This window comes from Stenotrophomonas sp. WZN-1 (assembly GCF_002192255.1).
GTDB lineage: Bacteria > Pseudomonadota > Gammaproteobacteria > Xanthomonadales > Xanthomonadaceae > Stenotrophomonas.
Genome location: NZ_CP021768.1, coordinates 373,417 through 380,000, shown reverse-complemented (window position 1 = coordinate 380,000; position 6,584 = coordinate 373,417). Strand labels below are relative to the sequence as shown.

Annotated in this window: 6 protein-coding genes (1 of these 6 running past the window's edge); 2 read left to right on the top strand and 4 right to left on the bottom strand. The window is 67.6% G+C overall.

Going from position 1 to position 6,584, the window contains the following annotated elements:
• Window positions 1-1,203 carry the 5' portion of a tyrosine--tRNA ligase gene (gene tyrS / locus CCR98_RS01710; RefSeq protein ID WP_087921274.1) on the bottom strand. The gene continues 9 nt to the left of window position 1, outside the view, so 1,203 of the gene's 1,212 nt are visible here — the first part of the coding sequence; the start codon lies at window positions 1,201-1,203; the stop codon falls past the left edge of the window.
• A gap of 167 nt (window positions 1,204-1,370) precedes the next feature.
• Between tyrS and CCR98_RS01705 the strand changes: the two genes are divergently transcribed.
• Together CCR98_RS01705 and CCR98_RS01700 are read left to right on the top strand one after the other, a co-directional pair.
• Entirely contained in the window at window positions 1,371-2,843 is a 1,473-nt protein-coding gene (locus CCR98_RS01705; protein ID WP_087921273.1) for a peptidoglycan DD-metalloendopeptidase family protein, read from the top strand.
• 65 nt (window positions 2,844-2,908) lie between these two features.
• Entirely contained in the window at window positions 2,909-4,036 is a 1,128-nt protein-coding gene (locus CCR98_RS01700) for an anhydro-N-acetylmuramic acid kinase (RefSeq protein ID WP_087924121.1), read from the top strand.
• 106 nt (window positions 4,037-4,142) lie between these two features.
• On the opposite strand, the gene CCR98_RS01695 is transcribed toward CCR98_RS01700, so the two are convergent.
• The 3 genes from CCR98_RS01695 to CCR98_RS01685 form a co-directional block, all read right to left on the bottom strand.
• Complete coding sequence (locus tag CCR98_RS01695) at window positions 4,143-4,373, bottom strand: hypothetical protein (RefSeq protein ID WP_005420465.1); 231 nt, start codon at window positions 4,371-4,373, stop codon at window positions 4,143-4,145.
• Between the two features lie 78 nt (window positions 4,374-4,451).
• A complete protein-coding gene (locus CCR98_RS01690; RefSeq protein ID WP_087921272.1) occupies window positions 4,452-5,756 on the bottom strand; it encodes an MFS transporter in 1,305 nt (434 codons plus the stop codon).
• Complete coding sequence (locus tag CCR98_RS01685) at window positions 5,753-6,553, bottom strand: exodeoxyribonuclease III (protein ID WP_014035707.1); 801 nt, start codon at window positions 6,551-6,553, stop codon at window positions 5,753-5,755. The genes CCR98_RS01690 and CCR98_RS01685 overlap by 4 nt, the downstream gene beginning before the upstream one ends.
• Window positions 6,554-6,584: the final 31 nt, after the last annotated feature.

Sequence of the window (6,584 nt, the reverse complement as noted above, 5' to 3'; positions counted from 1 at the left end):
GACCAGGCGTACGCGGGCGAAGGTGCGCTTACCGACCTGCAGCAGGCCTTCGAAGCCCGGCTGCAGCACCTGCTGGCCGTCTTCGACCACTTCGCCGTCCACCTTGACCGCGCGCTCCTTGAGCTTGCGGTTGGCTTCGGAGTTGCTCGGGGTCAGGCCGGCTGCGGTCAGCAGTGCGGCGATACGCAGACCCTCGGCCGGGATCACCACGTCCTGCAGCGGCAGCTGGGTGATGTCGCCCTGCCCTGTCACCGCCGCTTCCCAGCCGGCAATGGCCTGCTCGGCCGCCGCAGCGTCGTGGAAGCGCGTCGCCAGTTCACGCGCCAGGCGCAGCTTGACCACGCGCGGGTTCAGGCCGCCAGTGGCCACCTGCTCACGCAGCTGCACGGCTTCGGCCTGGCTGATGTCGAAGGACAGCAGCTCGATCCAGCGCCACATCAGGGTGTCGTCCACCTTCATGGTCTTGGTGACGATGTCGATGGCCGGTTCGCTGATACCAATGTAGTTGCCCAGCGACTTGGACATCTTGTTGACGCCGTCCAGGCCTTCCAGCAGCGGCATGGTCAGCACCACCTGCGGCTTCTGGCCGTGGTGTTCCTGCAGGCCACGGCCCATCAGCAGGTTGAACTTCTGGTCGGTACCGCCGAGCTCGACGTCGGCCTCCAGGGCCACCGAGTCGTAACCCTGCACCAGCGGGTACAGGAACTCGTGGATGGCGATGGACTGCTGGGCGGCATAACGCTTGGCGAAGTCGTCGCGCTCAAGCATGCGCGCCACGGTGTGCTGGCCAGCCAGGCGGATCATGTCGGCCGCGCCCATCTTGCCGAACCACTCCGAGTTGAAGCGGACTTCGGTACGGCTGCGGTCCAGCACCTTGAACACCTGCTCCTCATAGGTACGGGCGTTGGCCAGCACGTCCTCGCGGCTGAGCGGCTTGCGGGTGAGGCTCTTGCCGGAGGGGTCGCCGATCATGCCGGTGAAGTCGCCGATCAGGAAAATGACCTGGTGGCCGAGGTCCTGGAACTGGCGCATCTTGTTCAGCAGCACCGTATGACCCAGGTGCAGGTCGGGTGCGGTGGGGTCGAAGCCGGCCTTGATCCGCAACGGGCGGCGTTCCTGCAGGCGCGCACGCAGATCCTCGAGCTTGAGGATCTCGTCGGCACCACGGCCGATCAGGGCAAGGGCTTCTTCAATCGAGGACACGTGACTACTCCCGGCAACGCCGATTCTTGTGTGGGGTGTTAAAGCAAAGTTAACCCGATTGGCTTCACAAAAGCCAATGGGCACAAGGGTTTGACGCGGTTTTCTCAGGTGTCTATGGTAACCGGCGATCAGGCCCGCGCTCCCGGGCCGCCAGGAAAAAACCGCCGATGCACAATTCCGAACAAGGGCGCGCACGCAAGCAGCGCTTCCAGGAACGCCTCCACGTCCTGCACGACAACGCCCTGCATCGGAAGCTCAGGCAACACCTTCCCGCCGCCTTCAATGAGCGCTGGACGCGCCGCCATTGGATGCATGCCAGCCTGTTCGCGACCATCGGCGCCCTGGTTGCAACGATCGTCCCCGGTTTCTCGCACACCATCGATGCGCCCTATGCCGACAGCCACACCAGCTTGGCACTGCCGTTGCCACCGCTGACCATGGCCCGCCAGCAGCAGGTGCCTGGGGACAGCTGGCAGGTGCTGCGCGTGCAGCGTGGCCAGACCCTGAGCGACCTGTTCGACAAGGCCGGCATTCCGGCCACCACCCTGCACCGGGTGCTGGACCACCCCGGTGCGCGCGAGGCACTGACCAAGCTGCGCCCCGGTGCGGAGATCGCCTTCGACATGCCGCTGTCCGGCGACCTGCGCAGCATCCGCTTCGACCGGGATGCCGACAACCGGGTCGAGCTGAGCCTGTCCGGCGACGATATCAAGGAGAAGGTGACCAAGCGCGAGACCTCCACGCGCACCGTGGTCACCAGCGGCGAGATCACCAGTTCGCTGTATGCCGCAGCCCGCCGGGCCGGGTTGTCGCCGTCGGCGATCGCGACGATGACCGACGACATCTTCAAGTACGACATCGACTTCTCCAAGGACCTGCAGCCGGGCGATCGCTTCAGCGTGGTGATGGATGAAACCTGGCGCGAAGGCGAGAAGGTGGACACCAGCAAGATCCTGGCGGCGACCTTCACCACCGGTGGCAAGACCTATTCCGGCTTCCGCTTCGACCGCAACGGCAAGTCCGAGTACTACGACATCAATGGCCGTTCGCTGAAGAAGAGCTTCATCCGCATGCCGATCCCGTTCGCGCGGCTGAGCTCGACCTTCGGTGCGCGCAAGCACCCGGTGCTGGGCAAGATGCGCATGCACAAGGGTGTGGACTACGCCGCGCGCACCGGCACCCCGATCATGGCCGCCGGCGACGCCCGTGTGCAGTTCGCCGGCGTGCAGCGCGGTTACGGCAACGTGGTGATCCTCGACCACGGCCGCGGCCACACCACCCTGTACGGCCACATGTCGCGCTTTGCGAACATCAGGACCGGCCAGCGCGTGGCCCAGGGCACGGTGATCGGCTATGTCGGCTCGACCGGCCTGGCGACCGGCCCGCACCTGCACTACGAATTCCGCGTCAACGGCGAGCACCGCAACCCGCTGACCGTGACCATGCCGCCGCCGGAGCCGCTGAAGGGCGCCGAGCTGGTTGCCTTCCGCGCGCAGACCGCACCGGCGATGGCGCGCATCCAGGGCATGGAGAAGCTGATCTACGCCGATGCCAGTCCGGCACCGACCAGCCGCGACGAGGCCGCCACCGAGGTTGCCAGCGCCAAGGACAAGCAGGCAACCGGCCGCAAGCGCGGCTGAGCCCCTGCGTTGACGAAGAAGGACGCGGCAGCCCAAGCTTGCCGCGTCCTTTTTTTATGCCTGCCATGAACACGACTGCCGACAGCGATGCCCCCCTGTACCTTGGCCTGATGTCGGGCACCAGCGCCGACGGCATCGATGCCGCACTGGTGCAGTTCCCCGCCAGTGGTGGCTGCCGCTTCGTGCATGGGCTGACCGCCCGCTGGGAGCCGGTGCTGCGCGCGCGGCTGGTGGCGCTGGGCGAAGGCGGGCCGCTGGATTCGCTGGAGGAGCTCGGCGAGCTGGACGCGCGGATCGCGATCAACTTTGCCGGGGCCGCCAACCAGCTGCTGGCCGAGGCCGGCGTGGATCGCAGCCAGGTGCGCGCGATCGGCTCGCACGGCCAGACCGTGCGCCACCGCCCGCTGGCCAACCCCGCCTTCACCGTGCAGCTGGGCGACGGCAACCGCATTGCCGAACTGACCGGGATCACCACGGTGTCCGACTTCCGCCGCCGCGACGTGGCAGCCGGTGGCCATGGCGCGCCGCTGATGCCGGCCTTCCACCTGGGCATGCTGGGCGCGGCCGATGAGGACCGCGCGGTGCTCAACCTGGGCGGCATCGCCAACCTGACCCTGATCCCGCGCGAAGGCGCGGTGCGGGGCTTCGATACCGGCCCGGCCAATGCGCTGATGGATGCCTGGTGCCAGCGCCATACCGGCCGTACCTTCGATGCCGATGGCGCGTACGCGGCCAGTGGCGCGGTGGACGAGGGCCTGCTGGCGGGCTGGCGTTCGGACCCGTGGTTCGCGCTGCCGCCGCCGAAGAGCACCGGGCGCGAGCAGTTCCACCTGGCCTGGGCCGAGGCGCAGATGGAGGAAGGCGAGTACGCCGCTGCCGATGTGCAGGCCACTCTGCTGGAGCTGACCGTGGCGACGGTGGCCGATGCACTGCTGGCGCAGCAGCCGCAGACCCGGCGCCTGCTGGTCTGTGGCGGCGGGGTGCGCAACCGGCAGCTGATGAAGCGGCTGGCGGCGCGGCTGCCGGGGGTGCAGGTGGAGTCCAGCGCGGTGCATGGGCTTGACCCGGAGTACGTGGAGGCAATGGGCTTTGCCTGGCTGGCGCAGCGGACGATGGACGGGCTGGCCGGCAACCTGCCGAGCGTAACCGGGGCGGCGGGCCCGCGGATCCTGGGTGCGATCCACCTGGCGTGAGCGGAGCTACATCCGCCGGGCATAACCCGGCGCTACCCCGTCGACAGCATCCCGGTAGCGCCGGGCCATTCCCGGCGGGCAGGTATCGCGGCAACCAGGTGTCAGGTCAGTCGAAGCCCTGCCCTGCGGGCAGGGCCTGGAGGGCAGCGATGGCGTCGGAGAGCGCGTCCACTTCGGGATCGCCGAAGCCGGAGCGGACCTCCAGTTCACTGCTGAACAGCCCCTGCTCCAGCAAGGCGGCGCAGGTCTGTTCGTGGGTCCAGCCGCGGGCGACCGCGACACGTCGGATACGTTCCAGCAGCAGCGGGTCCAGGTCCCGCAGCACAACGTCGGCCATGCTCACTTCCCCGTTCGCAAGGCACCGCCCCCTCGGCGCGTCGGGGGCGATGATCCCGCAGTCCGGGCGGGCAGGCAATCAGGCGACCGGCGGCGGCCCGCGGTCGGCGATCCGCGGCCACAGCCAGGCCAGCAGCAGCAGGGTCGGCACCACGGTGACCGAGCTGAGGATGAAGAACGTGCTGTAGGACGTAGCTTCGACGATGTAGCCGGAGACACCGCCGACGAACTTGCCCGGCAGGTTGGCTAGCGACACCAGCAACGCGTACTGGGTGGCGGTGAAGTTGCGGTCGGTCAGCGACGACATGAAGGCGACCAGCACGGTGCCGGCAAAGCCCTGGAACAGGTTGTCGGCGCTGAGCGCGGCATAGAACGCCCACAGCTTGCCCGGATTGTGCGCCATCAGCAGGAACGCAAGGTTGGACAGCGCCACGCCCAATGCGGCCACCAGCAGCATGCGGCGGAAGCCGAATGCGGCCACCGCGATGCCGCCCAGGAACGCACCGCCGATCCCCATCCACACGCCGAACAGCTTGGACACGGTCGCGATGTCGGCCTTGTCAAACCCCGAATCGAGATAGAACGGCCCGGCCATCACACCAATGACCTGATCGGGGAATTTGAAGAACCCGACAAATGCGAGCAGCGCCAGCGCCAGTGCCACACCATTGCGGGTAAAGAAGCTGGAGATGGGTTGGACGAAGGCTTCGGCAATGTCGATGCGGCGCTGCACGGCGGTGGCCGGGCGCTCCGGTTCGGCGCACAGCAGGGTGGTGACGATCGGCAGCAGCATCAGCGCGGCCATCGCCAGGTAGGCGACGATCCAGCCTTCGAACTGCGCCAGGTAGAGCGCGCCGGCACCGGCCAGGATCAGGCCGATCCGGTAGCCCAACGTATAGGTGGCGGCGAGCGCCGCCTGGGCGGCCTGCGGTGCGATCTCGATGCGATAGGCATCGACGGCGGAGTCCTGGGTGGCGCCGGCGAACGACGCCACCAGCACCCACATCACCAGCGGCCAGACCCCCTGTTCGGGCCGCACGAAGGCCAGTGCAACCAGGCCGACCAGTACCAGCGCCTGCGACACCAGCAGCCACGAACGGCGGCGGCCGAGTCCGCCCAGCAGCGGGAAGGCATAGCGGTCCAGCAGCGGTGCCCACAGGAACTTGAGCAGGTAGAAGAAGCTGGCCAGGCTGATCAGGCCGATGCTGCCCAGGTCCAGGCCGACGTCGCGCAGGCGCGTGGACAGCGTCTGCGAAGCGATCAGCAGGAACGGCAGGCCACTGCCGAAGCCGAGCATGGCCATGGTCAGCGCCGACGGGGTACCGAAGGCGCGCTTGATTCCTGCCCAGCCCTTGTAGCTGGCCGGCGTGGCGGCCTCGGTCACAGGTCGTAGTCCACGATGAACGGGGCGTGGTCGGAGAAGCGCTCGTCGCGGTAGATCGAGCAGCTGCGCAGGCGGTCACGCAGGCCCGGGGTGATGAACTGGTAGTCGATGCGCCAACCGACATTGTTGGCGCGGGCCGCGCCACGGTTGCTCCACCAGGTGTAGTCCTCGCCGGTGGGGTTGAGCAGGCGGTAAGCGTCAGCCCAGCCACGGCCGGCGGCGACATCGGTGGCCTGGCCGTGGTCGGCACACAGGGCGTTGAGCCAGTCGCGCTCTTCCGGCAGGCAGCCGGAGTTCTTCTGGTTGGACTTCCAGTTCTTGATGTCCAGCGCCGAACGCACGATGTTCCAGTCGCCGCACAGCACGTAGTCGCGGCCGCTGCGCGCCCATTCCTCGAGGATCGGCCGCAGCCATTCCATCACTTCGAACTTGAAGCCCTGGCGCAGGTCGCCCGAGCTGCCCGACGGGATGTAGAAGGAGACCACGCTGAGGTTGCCGTAGCGCGCCTCGATGTAGCGGCCTTCGTCGTCGAACGGGGCCCAGCCCAGCGAGGTGATGACCTGGTCCGGCTCGCGCTTGCTGTAGATCGCCACGCCGCTGTAGCCCTTCTTGGTGATGGCGTCGCGGTAGAAGCAGTGGTGGCCGTCCGGACGGAACATCGGGTCGGTCAGCTGGTCTTCCTGGGCCTTGGTTTCCTGGATGCACAGGACGTCGGCGTCCTGGGCACGGAACCAGTCGAGGAAGCCCTTGGTTGCGGCGGAACGGATGCCATTGGCGTTGAAACTGATGATGCGCATGCGGGGGACCTGCGGCGGTAAACCGGGCAAG

Bases quoted from the DNA above. Each gene is read 5' to 3' on its own strand.
- CCR98_RS01700 (WP_087924121.1), top strand. From the start codon at position 2,909: ATGAACACGACTGCCGACAGCGATGCCCCCCTGTACCTTGGCCTGATG.
- CCR98_RS01685 (WP_014035707.1), bottom strand. From the start codon at position 6,553: ATGCGCATCATCAGTTTCAACGCCAATGGCATCCGTTCCGCCGCAACC.
- CCR98_RS01705 (WP_087921273.1), top strand. From the start codon at position 1,371: ATGCACAATTCCGAACAAGGGCGCGCACGCAAGCAGCGCTTCCAGGAA.
- CCR98_RS01695 (WP_005420465.1), bottom strand. From the start codon at position 4,373: ATGGCCGACGTTGTGCTGCGGGACCTGGACCCGCTGCTGCTGGAACGT.